The 19,689-nt window shown below is 70.1% G+C and carries 23 protein-coding genes; 14 read left to right on the forward strand and 9 right to left on the reverse strand.

What is annotated here, in order from left to right; translation table 11 throughout:
* Nucleotides 1-60 precede the first annotated feature (60 nt).
* Entirely contained in the window at nucleotides 61-915 is an 855-nt protein-coding gene (locus tag FOH10_RS08820) for a helix-turn-helix transcriptional regulator (RefSeq protein ID WP_143980347.1), read from the reverse strand.
* 139 nt (nucleotides 916-1,054) lie between these two features.
* Here FOH10_RS08820 and FOH10_RS08825 point away from each other — a divergent pair, with 139 nt between their 5' ends.
* Entirely contained in the window at nucleotides 1,055-2,089 is a 1,035-nt protein-coding gene (locus tag FOH10_RS08825) for an aldo/keto reductase (protein WP_221937947.1), read from the forward strand.
* Between the two features lie 19 nt (nucleotides 2,090-2,108).
* On the forward strand, nucleotides 2,109-2,396 hold the full coding sequence (locus FOH10_RS08830; protein ID WP_143980348.1) for a putative quinol monooxygenase: 288 nt from the start codon (nucleotides 2,109-2,111) through the stop codon (nucleotides 2,394-2,396).
* Between the two features lie 9 nt (nucleotides 2,397-2,405).
* On the opposite strand, the gene FOH10_RS08835 is transcribed toward FOH10_RS08830, so the two are convergent.
* Entirely contained in the window at nucleotides 2,406-2,813 is a 408-nt protein-coding gene (locus tag FOH10_RS08835; RefSeq protein ID WP_186000764.1) for an FHA domain-containing protein, read from the reverse strand.
* 421 nt (nucleotides 2,814-3,234) lie between these two features.
* Between FOH10_RS08835 and hisD the strand changes: the two genes are divergently transcribed.
* The 4 genes from hisD to hisH are packed head-to-tail and all read left to right on the forward strand — an operon-like array spanning nucleotide 3,235 to nucleotide 7,044.
* A complete protein-coding gene (gene hisD / locus FOH10_RS08840; protein ID WP_143980350.1) occupies nucleotides 3,235-4,572 on the forward strand; it encodes a histidinol dehydrogenase in 1,338 nt (445 codons plus the stop codon).
* Nucleotides 4,569-5,714 (forward strand): histidinol-phosphate transaminase, encoded by a 1,146-nt coding sequence (locus tag FOH10_RS08845; protein WP_143980351.1) that lies wholly within the window; start codon nucleotides 4,569-4,571, stop codon nucleotides 5,712-5,714. Before hisD ends, FOH10_RS08845 begins: the two co-directional genes overlap by 4 nt.
* 29 nt (nucleotides 5,715-5,743) lie before the next feature.
* The gene (gene hisB / locus FOH10_RS08850; protein WP_029929128.1) at nucleotides 5,744-6,358 is read left to right on the forward strand and encodes an imidazoleglycerol-phosphate dehydratase HisB; all 615 of its coding nucleotides are present in this window, start codon (nucleotides 5,744-5,746) and stop codon (nucleotides 6,356-6,358) included.
* A gap of 41 nt (nucleotides 6,359-6,399) precedes the next feature.
* Nucleotides 6,400-7,044 carry an imidazole glycerol phosphate synthase subunit HisH gene (gene hisH, locus FOH10_RS08855; protein WP_143983957.1) on the forward strand — a complete coding sequence of 215 codons (645 nt, stop codon included), beginning with the start codon at nucleotides 6,400-6,402 and terminating at the stop codon, nucleotides 7,042-7,044.
* A 55-nt stretch (nucleotides 7,045-7,099) separates the two neighbouring features.
* On the opposite strand, the gene FOH10_RS08860 is transcribed toward hisH, so the two are convergent.
* Entirely contained in the window at nucleotides 7,100-7,927 is an 828-nt protein-coding gene (locus tag FOH10_RS08860) for a formate/nitrite transporter family protein (RefSeq protein ID WP_039812631.1), read from the reverse strand.
* A gap of 216 nt (nucleotides 7,928-8,143) precedes the next feature.
* Between FOH10_RS08860 and cynS the strand changes: the two genes are divergently transcribed.
* The 5 genes from cynS to hisI all read left to right on the forward strand — a co-directional run bounded on the left by cynS (nucleotide 8,144) and on the right by hisI (nucleotide 11,517).
* Nucleotides 8,144-8,593, forward strand: coding sequence for a cyanase (gene cynS, locus FOH10_RS08865; RefSeq protein WP_143980352.1), 450 nt, complete (start codon nucleotides 8,144-8,146; stop codon nucleotides 8,591-8,593).
* Between the two features lie 62 nt (nucleotides 8,594-8,655).
* Nucleotides 8,656-9,387, forward strand: a complete 732-nt coding sequence (gene priA, locus FOH10_RS08870) for a bifunctional 1-(5-phosphoribosyl)-5-((5-phosphoribosylamino)methylideneamino)imidazole-4-carboxamide isomerase/phosphoribosylanthranilate isomerase PriA (protein WP_143980353.1) — start codon at nucleotides 8,656-8,658, stop codon at nucleotides 9,385-9,387.
* A 3-nt stretch (nucleotides 9,388-9,390) separates the two neighbouring features.
* Nucleotides 9,391-10,209 carry an inositol monophosphatase family protein gene (locus FOH10_RS08875; RefSeq protein ID WP_143980354.1) on the forward strand — a complete coding sequence of 273 codons (819 nt, stop codon included), beginning with the start codon at nucleotides 9,391-9,393 and terminating at the stop codon, nucleotides 10,207-10,209.
* Nucleotides 10,206-10,979, forward strand: a complete 774-nt coding sequence (gene hisF / locus FOH10_RS08880) for an imidazole glycerol phosphate synthase subunit HisF (protein ID WP_029929117.1) — start codon at nucleotides 10,206-10,208, stop codon at nucleotides 10,977-10,979. The genes FOH10_RS08875 and hisF overlap by 4 nt, the downstream gene beginning before the upstream one ends.
* A gap of 190 nt (nucleotides 10,980-11,169) precedes the next feature.
* The gene (hisI, locus tag FOH10_RS08885; RefSeq protein ID WP_039812648.1) at nucleotides 11,170-11,517 is read left to right on the forward strand and encodes a phosphoribosyl-AMP cyclohydrolase; all 348 of its coding nucleotides are present in this window, start codon (nucleotides 11,170-11,172) and stop codon (nucleotides 11,515-11,517) included.
* 81 nt (nucleotides 11,518-11,598) lie between these two features.
* On the opposite strand, the gene FOH10_RS08890 is transcribed toward hisI, so the two are convergent.
* From FOH10_RS08890 to FOH10_RS08900, 3 genes are all read right to left on the reverse strand, one after another.
* Nucleotides 11,599-12,147, reverse strand: coding sequence for a MarR family winged helix-turn-helix transcriptional regulator (locus tag FOH10_RS08890; protein WP_115061659.1), 549 nt, complete (start codon nucleotides 12,145-12,147; stop codon nucleotides 11,599-11,601).
* Nucleotides 12,148-12,349: 202 nt separating this feature from the next.
* On the reverse strand, nucleotides 12,350-12,952 hold the full coding sequence (locus tag FOH10_RS08895; RefSeq protein ID WP_143980355.1) for a permease: 603 nt from the start codon (nucleotides 12,950-12,952) through the stop codon (nucleotides 12,350-12,352).
* A 91-nt stretch (nucleotides 12,953-13,043) separates the two neighbouring features.
* Entirely contained in the window at nucleotides 13,044-13,670 is a 627-nt protein-coding gene (locus FOH10_RS08900) for a TetR/AcrR family transcriptional regulator (RefSeq protein WP_039812651.1), read from the reverse strand.
* An 87-nt stretch (nucleotides 13,671-13,757) separates the two neighbouring features.
* Here FOH10_RS08900 and FOH10_RS08905 point away from each other — a divergent pair, with 87 nt between their 5' ends.
* Nucleotides 13,758-14,789, forward strand: a complete 1,032-nt coding sequence (locus tag FOH10_RS08905; protein ID WP_143980356.1) for an NAD-dependent epimerase/dehydratase family protein — start codon at nucleotides 13,758-13,760, stop codon at nucleotides 14,787-14,789.
* Between the two features lie 441 nt (nucleotides 14,790-15,230).
* On the opposite strand, the gene FOH10_RS08910 is transcribed toward FOH10_RS08905, so the two are convergent.
* The 3 genes from FOH10_RS08910 to FOH10_RS08920 form a co-directional block, all read right to left on the reverse strand.
* The gene (locus FOH10_RS08910) at nucleotides 15,231-15,692 is read right to left on the reverse strand and encodes a peroxiredoxin (RefSeq protein WP_029929104.1); all 462 of its coding nucleotides are present in this window, start codon (nucleotides 15,690-15,692) and stop codon (nucleotides 15,231-15,233) included.
* Between the two features lie 73 nt (nucleotides 15,693-15,765).
* A complete protein-coding gene (locus FOH10_RS08915) occupies nucleotides 15,766-16,404 on the reverse strand; it encodes a GNAT family N-acetyltransferase (RefSeq protein ID WP_143980357.1) in 639 nt (212 codons plus the stop codon).
* 167 nt (nucleotides 16,405-16,571) lie between these two features.
* Complete coding sequence (locus tag FOH10_RS08920; RefSeq protein ID WP_029929101.1) at nucleotides 16,572-16,877, reverse strand: hypothetical protein; 306 nt, start codon at nucleotides 16,875-16,877, stop codon at nucleotides 16,572-16,574.
* Nucleotides 16,878-17,018: 141 nt separating this feature from the next.
* On the opposite strand from FOH10_RS08920, the gene FOH10_RS08925 reads away from it, so the two are divergent.
* Both FOH10_RS08925 and FOH10_RS08930 read left to right on the forward strand, forming a co-directional pair.
* On the forward strand, nucleotides 17,019-18,569 hold the full coding sequence (locus FOH10_RS08925; RefSeq protein ID WP_081592374.1) for an anthranilate synthase component I: 1,551 nt from the start codon (nucleotides 17,019-17,021) through the stop codon (nucleotides 18,567-18,569).
* On the forward strand, nucleotides 18,566-19,675 hold the full coding sequence (locus FOH10_RS08930; RefSeq protein ID WP_143980358.1) for a TIGR02234 family membrane protein: 1,110 nt from the start codon (nucleotides 18,566-18,568) through the stop codon (nucleotides 19,673-19,675). The genes FOH10_RS08925 and FOH10_RS08930 overlap by 4 nt, the downstream gene beginning before the upstream one ends.
* The last annotated feature ends 14 nt before the right edge of the window (nucleotides 19,676-19,689 follow it).

Here is a 19,689-nt window from a genome sequence, read left to right on the forward strand (position 1 = left end):
TTCGTGACGGGTCGGCTTCCGTGAGAATTCGGCGCTTGTGAGGCTCAGCGTTGTGGCGGCTCAGCGTCTCGTGGTAGCGGCGGGTGCGTCGATGCTGGTGAGCAGCCGCAGCGCCACCTCGCTGGTGGAGCCCCGCTCCACCGTGTGGGCGACCAGCCCCTGATCGGGATCGTCGGGCAGGCGCAGGGTTTCGTAGCCGAGATCGATGCGGCCCACCATCGGGTGGCGGTACACGTAGCGCCCGTGGGTCTTGTCCTTGATGTCGTGACGCCGCCACAGTTCGGCGAATTCCGCACTGTCCCGGCACATGTCGTCGATCAGGGCGGTGACGGCCGGATCGCCGGGATTGCGGGCGGCGTCCAGGCGTAGATAGGCGACCACGTCGGCGGCCTTGGCGGGCCAGTCCTCGTAGAGGTCGCGCATGCCCTCGTCCAGGAACACCAGCCGGGTGAGATTGCGCTCGTGCGGCGGGAGCGCGCCGAAGTCGGTGAGCAGCACGGCGGCCGCGCGATTCCACGCCAGCACCGCCGTACCGCGCCCGACGATGTAGGCGGGCACCTCCGGAGCCGCCTCCAACAGCCGCAGTAGCCCGGGCCGCACCCGCTGCGTACCCGGCCTCTCCGTGCCCGACCAGGGCCGTGCCAGGCGATACAGGTGCTCGTGTTCCACCGGATCCAGTCGCAGCGCGCGTGCGACCGCGTCCAGCACCGATTCCGAGAAGTGCAGGGTGCGGCCCTGTTCCAGCCGCACGTAGTGATCCACGCTGACCCCGGCCAGCAGCGCCAGCTCCTCGCGCCGCAGACCCGGCACCCGCCGCCGCACCCCGTGGTCGATCAACCCCACCTGGTCCGGTCGCAGCCGTGCGCGCCGGGAGCGCAGGAATTCACCGAGTTCCGCCCGTCGATCCATGACCATGCGTCCAGTATCCGAGCCGTGCGCCGGACCGTCCTGGTCCTGCGGTGCCCAGGCTGGTGCGGCGCTGTTTCGGCGCGGCGCGGCGGACGAGTGTGGACATCGTGGCCGGAACCGATCCGGCCTCGAACAGGAGAGTCGAATGCACGCCACCCGCCCGCTCGGCGACACCGGCATGGATATCACCCCGCTCGGCCTCGGCACCTGGGTCATCTCGGGAGCCGGTTGGCAGTACTCGTGGGGAGCCACCGATGACGCCGACTCCATCGCCGCCATCACCCACGCGGTGCGCAGCGGCATCAATTGGCTCGATACCGCGCCCGCCTACGGGCTCGGCCATGCGGAGGAACTGGTCGGTCGCGCCCTGGCCGAGCTGCCGGAGGTCGACCGCCCCTACCTCTTCACCAAGACCGGCCTCATCTGGGAACCCGGCGACGACCGCACCGGCCCGCCGCGGCGCATCATGCGCCCCGATACCGTGCGCGCCGAACTCGAGGCGTCACTGCGCCGCCTGCGCGTCGACCACATCGACCTCTACCAGGTGCACTGGCCCGACACCGGCGAGTTGTTCGTCTACCAGGGCGAAGCCGAGGTTTCCGCCAACGCCACCCCGCTGGCGGAGTACTGGCAGGTCATGGCCGATCTGAAGAAGGAGGGCAAGGTTCGCGCCATCGGTCTGTCGAATCACGATGCGGCACAGCTGGACATCGCCGAATCCATCGCGCACGTGGACGCGATCCAGCCGCCGTTCTCGGCCGTCAACCGCACCGCCGCACCCGAAATCGCCTGGGCGAGAGCCCACGGCACCGGCGTCATCGTCTACTCGCCGCTCCAGTCCGGCCTGCTGACCGGTGCGTTCCACGCCGACCGGGTGCTCGCGCCCGACGACTGGCGCAGCGGCAGCCCGGATTTCACCACCGACCTGCCCGCCAACCTCGCCCTGGTGGACGCGCTGCGCCCCATCGCGGCCCGCTACGACGTGAGCGTGGCCGAAGTAGCCCTCGCCTGGGCCACCGCCTGGCCGGGCGTCACCGGGGCCATCGTCGGTGCGCGCACCCCGACGCAGATCGACGGCTGGATCGGCGCTCGCGAGCTGGCGCTGACCGCGGCCGACCTCGACGAGATCGCCACCGCCATCACCACCACCGGCGCGGGCACCGGCCCCGCCCGCCCCTGACCCGTAAGGAGACGACATCATGACCCTGCACGTCATCGCCGAATTTCGCGCCCGCACCGGTCGGGAGGACCGGCTGCGCACCGCACTCGAGGGCATGATCGAGCCGTCGCTGGCGGAGTCCGGCTGCCTGGTCTACCGGCCGTTCGTGGACCCCAACGACGCCGCCCACATGGTGCTGGTGGAGGAGTGGACCGGGGCCGCCGCGCTGGACGAGCATTTCGAGACCCCGCACTTCCACCATGTGCGGGGCGTGCTCGACGAGATCCTGGCCGAGCCGATGGTCATCCGCCGACTCGTGGACGAGTGAGGTCCGCGCCTACCGGCTCGGTATCCGCTCGAATCGCAGGGTGGTGATGCCGATATTCAGGACGTCCCCGTGCGACAGCGTGACGTGGCCGGTGATCTGAGCGCCGTTCACGTACACCCCGTTCACCGATCGCAGGTCGTGGATCACCACCCCGGTGCCGCGCAGCACCAGGCGGGCATGCGTGCGGCTGACCCGTGGATCGTCCAGCACCAGATCGTTGTCCCGGGTGCGGCCGATGCGCAGGCCGCACGCGGGCACCAGCAGCACCCGGCCGTCGGAAAGTCGCAGTGCCGCAATCGAATCGGATTCCGCACCAACCGGATCGACGGTGGGGCGATGTGGTCGCCGTAGCGGGATGGGCGGACGGTGGTGACGGATGGTGCCGCGCCGGGCATCGGTCTCCGGATCTGTGTTCACTCCAGCTCCTCGGACTATCGTCGGCGCATCGGGTGACAGGCGTCCGGTGCCGTTCGGAGGATCCGGCCGCGTCCACCCTCGGCACCGCGCGCTCGGAGCAGATCGTTCGGCTCGAATCCCGGTCACGCCGCGTAATTCGCGCCACTGTCGATGGTATCGGGCGCACCGGTCCGGTACGCCCGCCTCCGAGCGGCGGAAACACAACGGTGACCCGCGCGAATCGGCCGTGACGGCGGCGTCTCGGCGCGGATGCGCGCGCCGTTCACCCGCATGACCAGCGGGTCACCCGCGTCGCGCGGCCGCCGGAAACCCGCTGGCGTGGGCCGGATAGGCTGTCAAGTGGACGAATCGGGTGTTCACGCCCCGTTCGGCAACCTCGATCAGCACGACCGATCAGCACAGACAAGGACTGCACAGCGCTATGACAAGCCGCATCGAGCTCGCCCGCGTGGATCTGCGCGGACGTACGCCCACCGCTGCTGAACTTCGCTCGGCACTGCCGCGCGGGGGAGTGGACGTGGACTCGGTGCTGCATCACGTGCGGCCGGTCGTGGAGGCCATCCGCGATCGGGGCGTCGCGGCGGCGCAGGAGTTCAGCGCGAAGTTCGACGGGGTGACCCCCGACAGCGTGCGGGTACCCGCCGCCGAACTCGACCGGGCACTGTCCGAACTGGACCCGGCCGTGCGCACCGCGCTCGAGGTCGCCATCGAGCGCACCCGCGTCGTACACGCCGATCAGCGCCGCACCGACACGACCACCGAGGTGGTGCCCGGCGGCACCGTCACCGAACGGTGGGTGCCCGTCGAGCGCGTCGGCCTGTACGTGCCGGGCGGCAATGCCGTCTACCCGTCCAGCGTGGTCATGAACGTGGTGCCCGCGCAGGCCGCCGGGGTGGAATCCCTGGTGGTGGCCTCGCCGCCGCAGGCCCGCTGCGGCGGCCTGCCGCACCCGACCATTCTGGCCGCCGCCAAGCTGCTCGGTGTCGAGGAGGTGTGGGCGGTCGGCGGCGCGCAGGCCGTGGCGCTGCTGTCCTACGGCGGCACCGATACCGACGGCACGCAGCTGGCACCGGTCGACATGATCACCGGGCCCGGCAATATCTACGTCACCGCTGCCAAGCGGCTGTGCCGCGGCCTGGTCGGCATCGACGCCGAGGCCGGGCCCACCGAGATCGCCATCCTGGCCGACGCCACGGCCGATCCGGCGCATGTGGCCGCCGACCTCATCTCCCAGGCCGAACACGATGTCCTGGCCGCCAGCGTGCTGGTGACCGACAGCGCGGAACTGGCCGATGCCGTGGACGCGGCGCTGACCGCGCAACTGGCGGTGGTCAAGCACCACGACCGAGTGGTGGAGGCGCTGTCGGGCAAGCAGTCCGGCACCGTGCTGGTCGACGATATCGACCAGGGGTTGCGCGTGGTGAACGCCTACGCGGCCGAGCACCTGGAGATCCAGACCGCCGACGCGGCCGCCGTGGCCGCCCGCGTCCGCAGCGCCGGAGCCGTTTTCGTGGGCGCGTGGTCGCCGGTCAGCCTCGGCGACTACTGCGCGGGCTCCAATCACGTGCTGCCCACCGCCGGCTGCGCCCGGCACTCCTCGGGTTTGAGCGTGCAGACCTTCCTGCGCGGCATCCACGTGGTCGACTACTCCGAGTCGGCGCTGAAGGACGTCGCCGGACATGTGGTGGCCCTGGCGAACGCCGAGGATCTGCCCGCGCACGGGCAGGCCGTGCAGGTGCGCTTCGGAGCACTGTCGTGAGCGCGCGCACCGAGCCGACCGCGGCCGTTCCCGGCGCGGGCCTCACCCTCGAGGACCTGCCGCTGCGGGACAATCTGCGCGGCAAGAAGCCGTACGGCGCACCGCAGCTCACGGTGCCGGTACAGCTCAACACCAATGAGAACCCGCACCCGCCGAGCCGGGCGCTGGTCGACGACGTCGCCGAATCCATTCGCGCCGCCGCCGTCGACCTGCACCGCTACCCGGACCGCGACGCCGTGGCCCTGCGCGCCGATCTGGCCGCCTACCTGACCCGGCAGACCGGTGTCGCGGTGGACGTGTCGAATGTGTGGGCCGCCAACGGATCCAACGAGATCCTGCAACAGCTGTTGCAGGCATTCGGCGGACCGGGCCGCAGCGCACTGGGTTTCGTGCCCTCCTACTCGATGCACCCGATCATCTCCGAGGGCATCGACACCGAATGGGTGGAGGCCAAGCGCGGCGGCGACTTCTCCCTCGATATCGACTACGCGGTCGGGGTGATCGCGCAGCGCCGCCCCGACGTGGTGTTCGTGACCAGCCCCAACAATCCGACGGGACACAGCATTCCGCTGGCCGACCTGGAGCGGATCCTCGACGCCGCCCCCGGCATCGTGGTGGTGGACGAGGCGTACGGGGAGTTCTCCGCCGCGCCCTCGGCCATCACCCTGATCGACCGGTACCCGGCGAAACTCGTCGTCACCCGCACCATGTCCAAGGCGTTCGCCTTCGCGGGCGGACGACTGGGCTATCTGGCCGCCGCACCCGCCGTCATCGACGCGCTGCTGCTGGTGCGGCTGCCCTACCACCTGTCGGTGGTGACCCAGGCCGCGGCGCGGGCGGCGCTGCGGCATGCCGACGAAACCCTCGGCAGCGTGGCCGAACTCGCGCGCCAACGCGATCGGGTGACGGCGGAACTGCGCACGCTCGGCTTCGACGTCATCGGGTCCGACGCCAACTTCATCCTGTTCGGCTGCTTCGCCGATGCCCCGCGCGCCTGGCAGCGCTACCTCGACGAGGGTGTGCTCATTCGCGATGTCGGCATCCCCGGCTATCTGCGCGCCACCATCGGGCTGGCCGCGGAGAACGACGAATTCCTGCGCGCCAGCGAGAAATTGGCGGCCGAGGAGCTGATCGCCCGATGACCGTGTCCGATTCACCGCAGGAAGCGAGCATGGACCGAATCGCACGGGTGGAACGCACCACCCGGGAATCCAGCATCGTCGTCGAACTCAACCTCGACGGCTCCGGTAAGACCGACATCGCCACCGGCGTGCCGTTCTACGACCACATGCTGACCGCCTTCGGCCAGCACGGCAGCTTCGACCTGACCGTGCACGCCAAGGGCGATATCGAGATCGAGGCCCACCACACGGTGGAGGACACCGCCATCGTCATCGGGCAGGCGCTGCACCAGGCGCTCGGCGACAAGAAGGGCATCCGCCGCTTCGGCGACTGCTACATCCCCATGGACGAAACCCTCGCCCACGCGGTGGTGGACGTCTCCGGTCGCCCCTACTGCGTGCACACCGGGGAGCCGGAACACCTGCTGCACACCGTGATTCCGAGCGCTGGCCCGGGCGCGTCCTATTCGACGATCATCAATCGCCACGTCTTCGAGTCCATCGCGCTCAACGCCCGCATCGCCCTGCACGTGCGCGTGCTCTACGGCCGCGACCAGCACCACATCACCGAGGCCGAATTCAAGGCCGTAGCACGCGCATTGCGCGCCGCGGTGGAATACGACCCGCGCGTGAGCGGTATCCCCTCCACGAAGGGGGCGCTGTGAACACGACATCGCGCGGCGATTCCGTGGACGGCGGTGGCCGGATGACGAGTGGGCGGACGAAGCGACTGGCCCTGCTCGACTACGGCTCGGGCAATCTGCACTCCGCCGAACGCGCCCTGGTGCGCGCCGGGGCCGAGGTCACCGTCACCGCCGATCCTGATATCGCGCTGAACGCCGACGGCCTGGTGGTCCCCGGCGTCGGCGCGTTCGCGGCCTGCATGGCGGGCCTGCGGGAGGTGCGCGGCGAGCGCATCATCGGCAAGCGGCTGGCGGGCGGCCGACCGGTGCTGGGCATCTGCGTGGGCATGCAGATCCTGTTCGAGCGTGGGGTCGAGCACGGCATCGAGACCGCGGGCTGCGCCGAATGGCCCGGGACCGTGGAGCGCCTGGACGCCCCCGTACTGCCGCACATGGGCTGGAACACCGTCCGGCCTCCCGAGGACAGCGTGCTGTTCGCGGGTATGGACGCCGACACCCGCTTCTACTTCGTGCACTCCTACGCCGCGCAGAAGTGGGAGTGGAACGGCGACGGCACCATCGCCCCGGCCAAGCTGACCTGGGCCGAACACGGCGTCCCGTTCCTCGCCGCGGTGGAGAACGGCCCGCTGTCGGCCACCCAGTTCCACCCGGAGAAGTCCGGCGACGCGGGCGCGCAGCTGCTGCGCAACTGGGTGCGCTCACTCTGAGCTCTCGGCCGCCGACCGCTCCCGGAGCGGTCGGCGGCGTCCGAACGCGCGGGCGTCAGACCGCGACCGGCTCTTCGACCGGCTTGGATGCGGCGGTGCGCCGGTGCGTGGCGTACAGGGTCAGGCCGACGAAGGTGAGCCCGCCCACGAGATTGCCGACCACCGTGGGGATCTCGTTCCACAGCAGATAGTCCCCGATGGAGAAGTCGCCGCCCAGCAGCAGGCCCGAGGGGAACAGGAACATATTGACGATCGAGTGTTCGAAGCCCATGTAGAAGAACAGCATGATGGGCATCCACATGGCGATCACCTTGCCCGACACCGACGTCGACATCATGGCGGCCACCACACCCGTGGAGACCATCCAGTTGCACAGCACGCCGCGGATGAACAGGGTGAGCATGCCGGAAGCGCCGTACTCGGCGTAGCCGACGGTGCGGGATTCGCCGATGTCACCGAGTTTCTGGCCGACCTCGTTGGGATCGACGGCGAAGCCCATGGTCACGATGATCGCCATCATGACGGCCACGGTGAACGCCCCGGCGAAGTTGCCGACGAACACCAGCCCCCAGTTGCGCAGCATGGCCCGCAGATTCACGCCCGGCCGCCGGTCCAGCCAGGCCAGCGGCACCAGTGTGAACACCCCGGTGAGCAGGTCGAAGCCGAGCAGGTAGAGCATGCAGAAGCCGACGGGGAACAACACCGCGCCCAGCAGCGGATTGCCGGTCTGCACGGTGATGGTGACGGCGAACGCGGCGGCGAGTGCGAGGATCGCACCCGCCATGTACGCGCGAATCACGGTGTCGCGGGTGGACATCAGCGCCTTGTCCTGGCCGGCGTCCACCATCTTCGTGACGAACTCGGCGGGTTTCAGATACGACATGTGGGGTGTTCCTTCGATCGGTGGGGATATGCCGATTCTGGGCACCGGTTGTTGCCCAGCCATGACCTCACCGCCGCCCCGATGTTTCCCGAACCTCACATTCCGGTACGGGTTTCCGGCAGGTGACCGGTGCGGTGAACAGTGTGTTTCCAGCGGCGGTCGACCGCTGGCGCTGTGGCAGGGTGGCGGAGTTCGCTTCCGATACAGGAGATCTCGATGACCCCGATGATGAGCAAGACCGAGGCCGCCGACCTCGTCACCACGGCCCGCATCCGCGGCGGGCACACGTGGGCGGAGCTGGCGGCCGCCATCGACGCGCCACTGGTGTGGACCACCGCCGCCCTGCTGGGACGGCATCCGCTCACCGGGGAGCAGGCGGCGAAGGTGTGCGGTCTGCTCGGCCTCGATGACGCGGTCGCCGAGGCGCTGGTGCGGCAGCCCGCCCGCACCGTCGATCCGGAGATCATGACCGATCCCACCGTGTACCGCTTCGTGGAGGCCGTCAATGTCTACGGACCGGCGCTCAAGGAACTCATCCACGAGGAGTTCGGCGACGGCATCATGAGTGCCATCAACTTCACCGTCGACATCAGCCGCCGCCCGCATCCGGACGGTGACCGCGTGGTGGTCACCTTCGACGGCAAGTTCCTCGACTATCGCTGGTGACCGGCGTCTCCCCGGTGCGGGCCGACGGCGGGCCGCCGACCGGCAACCACTAAGGTGGTTCCGTGAGTCTTGTGCTGCTACCCGCCGTCGATGTCGCCAATGGTGAAGCCGTCCGCCTCGTTCAAGGCGAGGCCGGAAGCGAGACCAGCTACGGTTCGCCGCGCGACGCCGCCCACGCCTGGCAGGAAGCCGGGGCCGAGTGGGTGCATCTGGTGGACCTCGACGCCGCCTTCGGGCGGGGCAGCAACCGCGATCTCATCGCCGAGGTGGTCGGCGAACTCGATGTCAAGGTCGAACTGTCCGGCGGCATCCGCGACGACGATTCGCTGAAGGCGGCGCTGGCCACCGGCTGCGCCCGGGTCAATATCGGCACCGCCGCGCTGGAGAATCCGCAGTGGTGCGCGCGCGTGCTCGGTGAGTACGGAGACCGCATCGCCATCGGCATGGACGTGAAGCTCATCGACGGCGAATGGCGGCTGCGCGGCCGCGGCTGGGTCACCGACGGCGGTGATCTGTGGGAGGTGCTCGAGCGGCTGGAGCGCGACGGCTGCACCCGCTACGTGGTCACCGACGTGGGCCGCGACGGCACCCTCACCGGCCCCAACCTGGACCTGCTGAGCCAGGTCGCCAATGCCGCCGAGGCGCCGGTCATCGCCTCCGGCGGCGTGTCCACCCTGGACGACCTGCGCGCCATCGCCACCCTGGTACCCGAGGGGGTGGAGGGCGCGATCATCGGCAAGGCGCTGTACGCGGGCCGCTTCACCCTGCCCGAAGCGCTCGACGCGGTCCGCTAGCGGATGGCCGCCGACCGCACCGCGCTGCTCGCCGTCGCGAGCGAGGTACTCGACGCCGCCGCACCGCGTTTCGTGGAGGGGCTCGGCGCGCCCAGCGCCGTCCAGAAGGGCCGCGGCGACTTCGCCACCGCCCTGGACCTGGAACTGGAACGCCAGATCTCGCGGCAGCTGCACGAGCGCACCGGAATCCCGGTGCACGGTGAGGAATTCGGCGGTCCGCAGCTGACCTCCGGGACCGCGTGGGTGCTCGACCCCATCGACGGCACCTTCAATTATTCGGCGGGACATCCGCTCTCGGGCATGCTGCTGGCGCTGGTCGAGGACGGCGTCCCGGTACTGGGGCTGACCTGGCTGCCGGTGCTCGGGCAGCGCTACGCCGCCGCTGCCGGGGGACCGCTGCTGCTCAACGGCGCACCGCTGCCGCCACTGTCGACGAGCAGGCTCTCCGACGCCATGATCGGCTTCGGCGCGTTCAACCTCGACGGTGAGGGCCGCATCCCCGGGCGCTTCCGCTTCAATCTGCTGGGTGCGCTCAGCCGCCTGTCCGGTCGCCTGCGTATGCACGGCTCCACCGGAATCGACCTGGCGTACACGGCATCCGGGATTCTGGGCGGTGCCGTGGTGTTCGGCCATCACGCCTGGGACAACGCCGCCGGGGTGGCGCTGGTGCGGGCCGCGGGCGGGGTGGTCACCGATCTGCTGGGGCGCGACTGGACCATCGAATCAGGTTCGGTGCTGGCGGCCGCGCCCGGTGTGCACGAGGAACTACTGGACATGATCGCCGCCTGCGTCGATCAGGTCCGAGGAGAGGTGAGGCAATGACGTTGGCAGTACGCGTGATTCCCTGTCTGGACGTGGACGCGGGCCGCGTGGTCAAGGGCGTCAACTTCCAGAATCTGCGCGACGCCGGTGATCCGGTCGAACTGGCCGCCACCTACGACGCCCAGGGCGCGGACGAACTCACCTTCCTCGACGTCACCGCCTCCACCGGCGACCGCGGCACCATGATCGACGTGGTGACCCGCACCGCCGAGCAGATCTTCATCCCGCTCACCGTGGGTGGCGGCGTGCGCACCGTCGACGATGTGGACCGGCTGCTGCGCGCGGGCGCGGACAAGGTGTCGGTCAATACCGCTGCCATCGCCAAACCCGAAGTGCTGCGCGAGATGTCGGAACGGTTCGGCTCCCAGTGCATCGTGCTCTCGGTGGACGCGCGCACGGTGCCGGAGGGGCAGGAGCCGACCCCGTCCGGCTGGGAGGTGACCACGCACGGCGGTAAGCGCGGCACCGGCATCGACGCCGTGGAATGGGCGGTGCGCGGGGCCGAACTGGGCGTCGGCGAGATCCTGCTCAACTCCATGGACGCCGACGGCACCAAGGCCGGATTCGATCTGACCATGATCCGCGCGGTGCGCGCGGCGGTCACCGTGCCGGTCATCGCCAGCGGCGGCGCGGGCAAGGTCGACGACTTCGCCCCCGCCGTGCGGGCCGGTGCCGACGCGGTGCTCGCCGCCAGCGTCTTCCACTTCGGTGATCTGACCATCAAGGATGTGAAGGACGCCATGCGCACCGAGGGCATCACCGTCCGCTGATCAGCCCGCCCGCCCGAACACCACGTACATCGGCTGGCTCGCCGGGATGTTCCGGGCGGCGAGGAAACTGCCGCAGTTCGGCGCGCTGGCGCGAGCGCATGGTGTGCGGCTCCAACGGCCAGCCGCCGCGGGAGCGGCCCATGACCGGGCCGCATGCGGGTCGGGTCGTCCGCCCTGTTATAACCGAATCATGAGTCTCGAACCCGCCATCGCCGCCCGCCTCAAGCGCAACGAGGCCGGGTTGGTCGCCGCCATCGCCCAGGAGAAGTCCACCGGTGATGTGCTCATGATGGCGTGGATGGACGACGAGGCGCTGGCTCGCACGCTCGCCACCCGCAAGGCCACCTACTACTCGCGTTCGCGCGGGCAGTACTGGGTGAAGGGGGAGACCTCCGGGCACACCCAGTACGTGCACGAGGTGCGCCTGGACTGCGACGGCGACGCCATCCTGCTCATCGTCGACCAGGAGGGCGCGGCCTGTCACACCGGCACCCACACCTGCTGGGACGGCGATGTGCTGCTGACCGCGACGGCCTGAGCGCGCGACCGCGCGAATCCGCCTGCGGCCGAGTCGGCTTCGGATCGGGTGGGCGTCGCGCGGGCGGGCTGGAGATTCGGGCTAGAGATTGCCGAGGGTATCGCCGTCGGGTGCCGCCGGGGCGATGTGATTGTCCGGGAGCAGGTACTCCCGGCCGTCCGCGCCGCCGCCGCCTCGGCCGGATCGCCCTATGCCACGGTTGATTCCACGCTCCATCTGCGCCACCAGGAGCTCACCGAGCTCCAGCAGCTCCCGGGTGCGCTCCTCGTCCAAACCGTCGAATACCAAGCCGCGCACCGTATCCAGATAACCGGGCGCGGCCTCGGTCACCTTCTGGAATCCGGCGTCGGTGAGTACGGCCTGTGCGCCGCGGCGGCCCGCCATGGTGGCGCGCTGCGCCCAGCCGAGCCGCTCCAGCTTCGACACCACATGCGACAGTCGCGATAGCGATGCGTTTGCCTTTCGCGCCAGCTCGCTCAGCTGCAATCGATGGCCCGGCTCCTCGGAGAGCAGGGTCATGACGAAGTACTCGAAATGGGTAATCCCGGATTCGCGTTGCAACTGGGTATCCAGGGCGGCGGGCAGCCGGGTGGTCAGCGCGATGACAGTACGCCAAGCTCGCTGTTCCATTGGATTCAACCACTTGGTCACCGTGTGCCCTCTCGTAGCAGCCAAGTGACTGTCGATCGTCGAAGCGTGTCCGCGACCCTCGGAGCTTCAACGTGCAGTCACCCGCAAACAAAGTTTGCCACGATTTCGCTCATACGTCACGGGCGTTACTGAATGACGTGACATCACTCACGTGGCGGCGCGTGTCGCCGGGGTGGCTCGCTCAGTGCTCGCGCGGCTCCGACGGTGCCGGTGCCGGGTCCGGCGCATCGGCGGTGAGTTGCGCTTTTTCCTGCGCGGCCCGCTGCTTGACGGCACGATGTCGACGGAAGCCCCTGCGAGCCAACAGAAATGCGGTGAGGGCGAACAGGATCGCGGCCGCGATGGCGCCCGCCAGGCAGGCGCCGCGGAAGCCCGGGGCGTCCACGTCGAGAATGCGCTCACCGGCGTGGGCGGCGCTGCTGTTGCCCAGCACGATGGTGAGCGTCATGAGGTTCGGCACGGCCACCGCGATGGCGAGAACCACCAGCGCACCGGCGACGAACCGGCCACCCCGTTTCCGCCAGACCATGGTGGAGAAGAGGATGAGGAACAGTGGTACGGCCGTGCAGACCAACCCGAAGACGAGTCCGTACCAGATGCCCTTGGAGAAGCTGGAATGCACCATTTCCGCAATTCGCTGGGCCCACCAGCGCGGGATGAACGCGGCCAGAACGAGATACGCCAGCCACAGCACCAGGGCCAGCACCAGCACCCCGATAATGCGATTGCGCCAGGTGGCGAAGGAACTCCTGCCTTCGGTCGGCTGTTCGATCGGCGTCGTCATGGGCACAGCGTAGGCCCGTACCGCGGGGTTTGCTAGGAGGTCGCTCGGCGGGGGCGCGGTGGGTTGCGCCGCAGTGCTTCGGTGGGCTGGGTCAGCGTCGTGTCCGAGTGGAATCGACCAGGTCGGCGAAGAGTCGGGTGACCCGGTCGCTGAGGTCCGGCACCGTCATCCCCAGCTGTGCGGCCCGATCGGGGAGTTTGCCGTCGAGGGTGAGCGAGGCCAGTCCGTGGGCCAGGCTCCACCAGGTCATGGCGAGGATATCGGCCTCGTCGGTGGGCAGCGCCCCGGCCGCGGCGGCCTCGGCGACGGTGTCGGCCAGTACGGCGAAGGCGGCGTCACCGGCCGCGCTGGTCTCCGGATGCTTGTGCGAGTGCGACAGCTCCGGCCGGAACATGAGGCGGAAGTGGGCGGGCCGCTCGCGGGCGAAGCGCACGTAGGCGTCGGCGAGAGCGGCCAGGCGCGCCATGGGTGTGTCGGCCCGGTCGCGGGCGGTCTGGAGTTCCGCGCGCAGCAGTTCGAACCCCTGGGTGGACAGCGCGGTCATGAGTGCGGCGCGGTCGGCGAAGTGGTGGTAGGGCGCGCCGGGGCTGACCCCGGCCTCGCGGGCCACGCGGCGCAGGCTCACGGCGGCCAAGCCCTCGGATTCGATCAGCTCGAGGGATGCGCGCATGAGCTCCTCTCGGAGCGCGCCGTGGTGGTAGCGGGACTTCGTCGACATGGCATGAGCGTAAGGGGTTGACGGCCGGGGTCTCGCCAATCTATACATTGATTAGATTCTGAACATCGCTTAGATTGGAGCTCGGCCATGACGGATCGTGTTCTTGTGACCGGGGTTTCGGGGTATCTCGCCGGGCATGTCGTCGCCGAATTGCAGGAGCACGGCTACGCGGTGCGCGGCACCGTCCGCTCGCTCGCCGATTCCGCCGCCACCGCGCACCTGCGCGGCGTGGAGTTGGTGGAGGCGGATCTGAGCAGCGATGTCGGCTGGGCCGAGGCGGTGGCGGGCTGCCGGTATGTGCTGCACACCGCCTCGCCGTTCCCGCTCGGCACGCCCGAACACGAGGACGAACTGGTGCGTCCGGCCGTGCAGGGCATGCGGCGGGTGCTGAGCGCCGCGCGCGACGCCGGGGTCGAACGGGTGGTGTACACGTCGTCGATCGCGGCGGTGCGGGTCGGGCACACCGGACTGTGCACCGAGGTGGACTGGTCGGACCCGGCGGTCTGCGACGCCTACGAGAAGAGCAAGACGCTCGCCGAACGCGCGGCCTGGGACTTCGCCCATGCCACACCGGGATTCGAACTCGCCGTGGTCAATCCCGGCATGATCCTGGGGCCGGTGCGGAACGCGCGGGTCGGCACCTCGGTGGAGGGTCTGCGCCTGGTGTTGGCCGGGGAGATGCCCGGTGTACCGCGGCTGAACTTCTGTACCGTGGACGTGCGGGACGCGGCGGTCGGACACCGCCTGGCCATGGAGGTACCGGCGGCCGCGGGCAACCGCTACATCCTGGCCGGGGATCAGGTGTCACTCCCGCACATGGCTCGCATCCTGGCGGGCCGCTACCGGATCACCGCCCGTGCCCTGCCGGACTGGCTGGTCCGCCTGGCCGCCCGCTTCGACGCCACCGCCCGCACCGCCGTCCCCTACCTCGGCCGCGACGAATCCGTCAGCGCCGAGAAGGCGAGCCGCGAACTCGGCTGGACCATGCGCCCCCTCGCCGAAACCCTCCTCGACACCGCCGACAGCCTCATCCGCTTCGACCTGGTCCCCGACCCCGGCCCGGCCCGCCGCCGCCTCCCACGCGGCACCACCAACCCCCACCCGGCCCCCGCCGCCTGACCGGCCCCCGCGATGCTCCTCCTCACCGCAATCCTCACCGCCATCGGCTTGATCCGCCGAAAACTGAAGTCGCAGAACCGACCGCTGCCTGGAACGGCGTCCCCGCGCACCGGCGACCGCCGTCGCGCCAGGGGCGCTGCATGGCTGAGATCGCCGGGCGGCGGCCCCCGCATAGGGAACGTCTCACGGCCGCGGCCGCAGGCCCGTCCCCGCCCCTGGAGTGCCCCACGGCTGCGGCGGCCCGGCCGTCACAGCCTCGGATCAGGCCGTCCTGCCGCGCGGCCGCGCTATCTCGAAAGACGGCTGCTGCAACCGGCTTTCGCCGCCGCCACCCTCATCGTCGTCGCCTACGCGGGCAGCGTCCTGGTGCTGTGCTGATCGCCGCCGCCCACGCCGTCGCCTGGTCGCGATCGGTGGTGCTACCGCCGTATGCGGTCGGCGCTACTTCGCGCGGTTGCGGAGGAACTCCAGGGCGTCGTCGGCGTGGACGTTGGCGCGCAGTTCGCTGTTGATCACGGTCGCGATGGTGCGGTCCGGGTCGATGACGAAGGTGGTGCGTTTGACGGGGGAGAGTTTGCCCAGCAGGCCGCGCTTGACGCCGAATTCGGCGGCTACCGCGCCGTCGTTGTCGGAGAGCAGCGGGTAACCCAGGTTCTGTTTGCCCGCGAAACCGGCCTGGGTCTGCACCGAGTCGGTGCTGATGCCCACCGGGGTCGCGCCCGCGGCGGCGAATTCGGCGGCGAGGTCGCGGAAGTGGCATGCCTCGGCGGTGCACACCGGGGTATTGGCGGCGGGGTAGAAGAACAGCACGACGGGGCCGTCCGCGAGCAGTTCGTCGAGCGAGCGCACGGTGCCGGTCTGATCGGGAAGCTTGAAACTCGGGGCGAGCTGGCCTGCCTTCATGCCGGAGACATTACGGGACGTCGGGCACCGGCGGGCCGCCGCAACCGGTCGGGCGACGAGGGCCGGTCGCCGTTCAGCCGGGGCGCACCATCGTCAGCTGATGTACCCGCGCGCCTCGGTACCGAAGTCCCGGCACCTCGGCGGGCACGCCGTGCGTGACGAATCCGGTCCGGGTGAAAAACCGCACGGCCCGGGTGTTCTCGACCAGGGTCTGTAGATGACAGCCGGGAGAGCCGTGCGCGTCGAGCCGCTCGAACCACCGCCGCATCAGCGCCTCGGCCGCGCCGGTGCCGCGCGCCTCGGGGACGAGGCCGATATGCAGATGCGACGGCCACCGCGCATCGACGAAATCCCCGGCCGTCGGCCGTCGCCGCAGCTTGGCGGCCGCCATATCCACGGCGCTGCGCAGGAAGAACGCCCGTGCCGTCCGCTTCCGGAGCAGGCGATACGTTCGGATGGCCCGCTCGATCCGTTCCTCCTCGCTGGGGAACCGCGTCCCGTCCAGGCATCCGGCGAGATACCCCACCAGCCGCCCATCCGACTCCGCCAGCAGCAGCGAATCGGGTTCCAGATCCATGTACGGATCCAGATACACCGCCATCTCCGACTCCGGATCTCCCCACAGCACTCCGGACGGCGATCCCGCTCCGGCCCGCACCGACACCTCGTGCACAGCGTCCCGGTCGGCGGCGTGGAACGCGCGAACTCGCATGGCGGCGAGCATAGTCCCGAGCGGAGTGGCCCGCTCCGCTCCGGTTGGATCAGCGTTCCGGGAGCCACGGCGCGCGCCGACACGGCACGCCGCACCACACGGCACGGCCCGCGCACAGCGATGTGCGCGGGCCGAATCGCCTGTGCGTATCGGACGCCCGGTGAGGGTCAGACGCCGATGAGGGCGGCGACGTCCGGGTTCTTGATCTCCATGACATCGAGGATGCCGTGGGCCCGGAGGAAGGGCTTGAGCTCGCGGATGCGGTCGGCGTGCTCGGCGTACTCGTCCGGGAAGCGGCGCGGATCCAGCGCCTCGAGTGCCTTCACATAGGTGACGAAGGAGGCGAGGGCGCTGGGCTTGGCGGCCGGGTTCATATTCATCATCCGGGGCGGCTGGGTCGGGTGCCCACCCGGGCCGACCTGCGGACTGGCGTGCCGGGGACCCTCCGGTGCGACCGGTTGCGAGGGGTACATCGGTGTTGAACTCCTCTCGATAAGGGATACCGCGTGTGGCGAGTGTAGTGATCACCGCCACTGTTATTCGCGGCCGGTATGGCTCCGGCTGTGCGGGGAGCGGGATTCGATGCCGATCGACCGGCCTGGAATGATGGGGCAATGCGCGGTTCCTCCACTCCCACCACCACCTCCCGCGAACAGTTCCGCCTGCTCGCGGCCGATCACAGGGTCGTTCCGGTGATTCGAAAGGTGTTGGCGGACTCGGAAACTCCCCTCTCGGCCTATCGCAAACTGGCCGCCGACCGGGCGGGAACCTTCCTGCTGGAGTCGGCCGAGAACGGGCGATCGTGGTCGCGCTGGTCGTTCATCGGCGCGGGCAGTCCCACCGCGCTGACCGTCGAGAACGGGCAGGCGACCTGGCTCGGGCAGGTGCCGGCCGACGCCCCCGCCGGGGGTGAGCCCCTGGAGGCGCTGCGGGAGACGCTGCAACTGCTGCGCACCGAACGACTGCCCGGTCTGCCCCCGCTCACCGGCGGCCTGGTCGGCTATCTCGGCTACGACGCGGTACGCCGCATGGAACGCCTGCCCGTCATCGCCGCCGACGATCTCGAACTGCCGGAGCTGGTGCTGCTGCTGGCCACCGACCTGGCGGCCTTCGACCACCACGAGGGAGCCATCACCCTCATCGCCAATGCCGTCAACTGGAACGGCACCGACGAGCGCGTGGACGAGGCGTACGACGACGCGGTGGCCCGCCTGGACCGCATGACCGCCGCCCTGGCCGCCCCCGCCGATTCCACCGTCTCCGTCTTCGAACGCCCCGAGCCCGAGTTCCGCCGCCAGCGCACCTCCGAGGAGTTCGGCGCGGGCGTGCGCCGCCTGGTCAAGGAGATCGAGGCGGGGGAGGCGTTCCAGGTGGTGCTGTCGCAGCGCTTCGAGATGGACTACGACGGCAGCCCGCTGGATCTGTACCGCATGCTGCGCGCCTCCAACCCGAGCCCGTACATGTACCTCATGCACATCCCGGACCGGTCCGGCGGCACCGCCTTCTCCATCGTCGGCTCCAGTCCCGAATCGCTGGTCACGGTGAAGGACGGCCTCGCCACCACGCACCCCATCGCGGGCACCCGCTGGCGCGGGGCCACCGAGGAGGACGATCTGCTGCTGGAGAAGGGGCTGCTCGCCGACGAGAAGGAGAACGCCGAGCACCTCATGCTCGTCGACCTCGGCCGCAACGATCTGGGCCGAGTCTGCGAACCGGGCACCGTGCGGGTCACCGAATACCGCCACATCGAGCGCTACAGCCACGTCATGCACCTGGTGTCCACGGTCTCGGGCCGCCTGGCCCCGGGCCGCATCGCCCTCGACGCGGTGCGCGCCTGCTTCCCCGCGGGCACCCTCTCCGGCGCGCCGAAGGTCCGCGCCATGGAACTGCTCGAGGAGTTGGAGCCCACCCGCCGCGGCATCTACGGCGGCGTGGTCGGCTACCTGGATTTCGCGGGCGACGCCGATACCGCCATCTGCATCCGCACCGCCCTGCTCAAGGACGGCATCGCCTACGTGCAGGCGGGCGCGGGCGTGGTCGCCGACTCCGACCCCGACTACGAGGACGTCGAATCCCGCAACAAGGCCATGGCCGTCCTCAAGGCCGTCGCCGCCGCCCAGACGGTCCGCGCCTACCGCCCGGACGGACAGGGCGGCACGCTATGAGCGATGCTGCCGACCCGCGCAGCCGGGAACCGGACACCCCACCGGAGCCTGCCGCAGCCGGCGCCGGGGAGCCCGCCGCTCCGGACGCGGGCACGGAGGCGACGTCTGCGCCGCGCGGCGCCACTGCCGAACGTGCCGGGTCGGCGACATCCGCCACCTCGAATCCATCCGCCGCGCAGCCTGATTCGACATCGGTCGTGGAAACCGTCTCCGGCTCCGTCGATCCCGTCATTCGGGCCGAGATCGAAGCTGGAGCGGTCGCCGACGAGCAAGGGGCGCAGTCGGATACACCGCGTCAGCGCAAGCCGATCGTGGCGGTGCTGCTGCTGGCCGTCGCCGCCGGGGCGCTGTGGGCGTCCTCGCGGATGACGTGGGTGAGCATCGGGGTCAGCAGTGAACTCGGTGCGCCGCGCGATATCGACCTCGACGGCGGTACCTGGTTCGGTGCGCTCACTCCGCTGGCGCTGGCCCTGGTCGCCACCATCGCGGCCGTCTTCGCCACCCGCGGCTGGCCGCGCCGAATCGTCGGCGTGGTGGTCGCGTTGCTCGCCGCCGTGGCCGCGGTGCCGGAGTACGCCCTGCTCAGAGGTGAGGGACAGCTCGCGGAGCGGGCCGGTCGACTGGCCGAACTGCGCGACTGGGAACATGTGGTGAGCACCCAGACCGCGACGGCACCCGCCGTGGTGGCGCTGGTGGGCGCGGTCGCCGCCTTCCTGGCCGGGGTGCTGCTGGTGCGCATGCCGTCGGATACCGGCCGACTGTCCGGCAAATACGACAACCCCGCCGTCCGGCGCTCGGCGGCCGCCGCCGAGGTGGCGCAGCGGCGTGCCGCTCAGACGGACCAGCGGCGTGCCGCTCAGACGGACCAGCGGCGTGCCGTTCAGACGGACCAGCGGCGTGCCGCTCGGACGGACCAGCGGGGTGCCGGTGAGACGGCGCCGCGCCGCGCCGAATCCGCGTCACAGCCCGCCCCCGGTGAACAGCTGTCGGGCCGAGTGCTCTGGGATGCCCTCGACGCCGGGGACGACCCCACCGACGAGGCCGCCAATACCTCTGCCGCGCACGATGATCCGGATACCGGGTCGGCCGGTCGCCCGACTCGCTGAACAGCGGTGGAGAC

The sequence above is a fragment of the Nocardia otitidiscaviarum genome (assembly GCF_007362295.1).
GTDB classification, from domain to species: Bacteria; Actinomycetota; Actinomycetes; order Mycobacteriales; family Mycobacteriaceae; genus Nocardia; species Nocardia otitidiscaviarum.

What these genes read in the sequence shown, in the direction of transcription:
- FOH10_RS08820 (WP_143980347.1), bottom strand. Translation starts at nt 915, where the DNA reads ATGGTCATGGATCGACGGGCGGAACTCGGTGAATTCCTGCGCTCCCGG.
- FOH10_RS08825 (WP_221937947.1), top strand. Translation starts at nt 1,055, where the DNA reads ATGCACGCCACCCGCCCGCTCGGCGACACCGGCATGGATATCACCCCG.
- FOH10_RS08830 (WP_143980348.1), top strand. Translation starts at nt 2,109, where the DNA reads ATGACCCTGCACGTCATCGCCGAATTTCGCGCCCGCACCGGTCGGGAG.
- hisD (WP_143980350.1), top strand. Translation starts at nt 3,235, where the DNA reads ATGACAAGCCGCATCGAGCTCGCCCGCGTGGATCTGCGCGGACGTACG.
- hisB (WP_029929128.1), top strand. Translation starts at nt 5,744, where the DNA reads ATGGACCGAATCGCACGGGTGGAACGCACCACCCGGGAATCCAGCATC.
- hisH (WP_143983957.1), top strand. Translation starts at nt 6,400, where the DNA reads ATGACGAGTGGGCGGACGAAGCGACTGGCCCTGCTCGACTACGGCTCG.
- FOH10_RS08860 (WP_039812631.1), bottom strand. Translation starts at nt 7,927, where the DNA reads ATGTCGTATCTGAAACCCGCCGAGTTCGTCACGAAGATGGTGGACGCC.
- cynS (WP_143980352.1), top strand. Translation starts at nt 8,144, where the DNA reads ATGACCCCGATGATGAGCAAGACCGAGGCCGCCGACCTCGTCACCACG.
- FOH10_RS08875 (WP_143980354.1), top strand. Translation starts at nt 9,391, where the DNA reads ATGGCCGCCGACCGCACCGCGCTGCTCGCCGTCGCGAGCGAGGTACTC.
- hisF (WP_029929117.1), top strand. Translation starts at nt 10,206, where the DNA reads ATGACGTTGGCAGTACGCGTGATTCCCTGTCTGGACGTGGACGCGGGC.
- hisI (WP_039812648.1), top strand. Translation starts at nt 11,170, where the DNA reads ATGAGTCTCGAACCCGCCATCGCCGCCCGCCTCAAGCGCAACGAGGCC.
- FOH10_RS08890 (WP_115061659.1), bottom strand. Translation starts at nt 12,147, where the DNA reads ATGGAACAGCGAGCTTGGCGTACTGTCATCGCGCTGACCACCCGGCTG.
- FOH10_RS08895 (WP_143980355.1), bottom strand. Translation starts at nt 12,952, where the DNA reads ATGACGACGCCGATCGAACAGCCGACCGAAGGCAGGAGTTCCTTCGCC.
- FOH10_RS08900 (WP_039812651.1), bottom strand. Translation starts at nt 13,670, where the DNA reads ATGTCGACGAAGTCCCGCTACCACCACGGCGCGCTCCGAGAGGAGCTC.
- FOH10_RS08905 (WP_143980356.1), top strand. Translation starts at nt 13,758, where the DNA reads ATGACGGATCGTGTTCTTGTGACCGGGGTTTCGGGGTATCTCGCCGGG.
- FOH10_RS08910 (WP_029929104.1), bottom strand. Translation starts at nt 15,692, where the DNA reads ATGAAGGCAGGCCAGCTCGCCCCGAGTTTCAAGCTTCCCGATCAGACC.
- FOH10_RS08915 (WP_143980357.1), bottom strand. Translation starts at nt 16,404, where the DNA reads ATGCGAGTTCGCGCGTTCCACGCCGCCGACCGGGACGCTGTGCACGAG.
- FOH10_RS08920 (WP_029929101.1), bottom strand. Translation starts at nt 16,877, where the DNA reads ATGTACCCCTCGCAACCGGTCGCACCGGAGGGTCCCCGGCACGCCAGT.
- FOH10_RS08925 (WP_081592374.1), top strand. Translation starts at nt 17,019, where the DNA reads ATGCGCGGTTCCTCCACTCCCACCACCACCTCCCGCGAACAGTTCCGC.
- FOH10_RS08930 (WP_143980358.1), top strand. Translation starts at nt 18,566, where the DNA reads ATGAGCGATGCTGCCGACCCGCGCAGCCGGGAACCGGACACCCCACCG.